Origin of the sequence: Paenibacillus terrae (assembly GCF_005217525.1) — a bacterium.
Classification (GTDB): Bacteria; Bacillota; Bacilli; order Paenibacillales; family Paenibacillaceae; genus Paenibacillus; species Paenibacillus terrae_C.
On record NZ_PNXQ01000017.1, the window covers coordinates 16,968 to 18,679 of the forward strand.

The following is a 1,712-nucleotide window of genomic DNA, read 5'->3' on the forward strand; positions in this document are numbered from 1 at the left end:
TCGTTTTTTTTGACATGTCAAAAAGCTTATTCCTACTTGAAATTCAAGTTGGAATAAGCTTTTGAAAGTTTTTCAAGTGTGTCAAGTTGAATTGCCCTTATGGGGATTGACACAGACTTTATGGAGCTCTCTCTCTATAGTTTCTTATGAAGTAACAATGCGAATCACCTTATTACCGAAATAACAGCTTGCTAGGGTGTTAATTTAACACACAACATTCTCCTTCTGGTTTTCTAAATTGTAGTCTAAAGGCAAAATAAAAGTTCTATTCAGCTAAGACCAACTTCATATAATAGACATTTTTCCACTGCATTTTTATTTACAGTTATAATGTCCTCTTTTCTTTCCATTAAAACAATTTCTTTGTAATCCTTTATCAGGTATCCTTTAATAACACTTAATTTGCAATCACCTTCAAGGCGTTCTATTACTCGTTTGAAGAAATTCATCATTACTTTTAATCTAGGATCATGTTGATCAGTATAAATATGGCCCCCAGATACATTTATTACTTGGCCAACATTATTTATACTCTGCGCTCCCTTTTGCACATCTATTTTGAAATCATTCCAGCAGATACCAAACTCCGATCGAATATCAGGATCTTCGACTAGGTTAACTTTACCTTCGTGAATGCAGTCATTAGCTATATCTATGATTTTAGGTTTTAAAATTTGTATAATATCACCACTTTTATTAATGTCTATCTGCAGTACGAACTTTTGATAAATCCCGTTCACATAGGAAAGCCCAAGTTTACTAAAGTCTCCGTCAAAGAAGTAATTATTTACAGTCAGAGATTCACTTCTTCTTTCCAGCACTTTGTTGTAATTTTCGTCTAGCAATATAGCATTTCCTTTTGTCCCACTTAGTAAATTTCCTATGAACTGAATAAGCTTCAAGTCTCCACCAGGGTAAATAGTGACCCACAGGCCAAAATTCACATTCAGATCATACTCTTTAGAGATATCTTGGACGAAGTGTAAATTGGTGCTCACTCCAAAGGACTTGCAACTAAAATCTAGTGTATCTCCCTCACCATCTTCACTCTCTTCTTGCCTACTAATTTTAAGATCAACATTATCTTCCATTACTTTTCTCGCTTGTGAAATTAAAAATTCATCTGTTTCTTCTCTAGTTTGAAAATGAGTGTAGAAATAATAAGATAATTCCACTTTATTCTTCCCTCCAAAACCATCTTGTGATTTTACCGTCTTTTATAACAAGCAACTCTTCTAGATACTTTAAATCACCCTTTGGATTTGTTTTTCTTAAAACCTCATCTTTTAGATCATCTATGTTACCCTTAAAATTATCTAAATTTAATGCAATTCTTCTTGCCTGAGATTTGGTTTTACTTTGTATCTGATTAATAGCATTTTTTACTTTATCAGTTTCCGGCGCATAACAGTCAAAAACCTTACCTTCTATTATAAAGTCTGGGTTTGCAATGTCTTTTATTCCATGCCCATTTCCATGTTCCAATTCTTCTAATATCTTTAGGTCATACCCTTCCTCTCTTAATAATTTTGCTGTTTCAAATTCTTTCTCATGTCCAGGTGACTTGTTCTTGGACGTAAGCATCTCAATTTCTTTATCTGTAAGTGCTCCACCTTTAGGTAACGATGGTTCAGTTAATTTTGCATTTCCCGTCCCCTTATTGCTCTTACCCGTGTACTCCCCTGATTCTAACGCATCAATCTGTTTTTGTC

General features: G+C 33.9%; 2 protein-coding genes. Both read right to left on the reverse strand.

Translation table 11 applies throughout. The features are described 5' to 3' along the window. Positions 1-269: 269 nt before the first annotated feature. Complete coding sequence (locus tag C1I60_RS23375) at positions 270-1,175, reverse strand: hypothetical protein (protein WP_137063905.1); 906 nt, start codon at positions 1,173-1,175, stop codon at positions 270-272. 1 nt (position 1,176) lies between these two features. Then, positions 1,177-1,712 (reverse strand): CdiA C-terminal domain-containing protein (locus C1I60_RS26020; protein ID WP_491844700.1); only part of this gene is annotated, 536 nt, incomplete at its 5' end.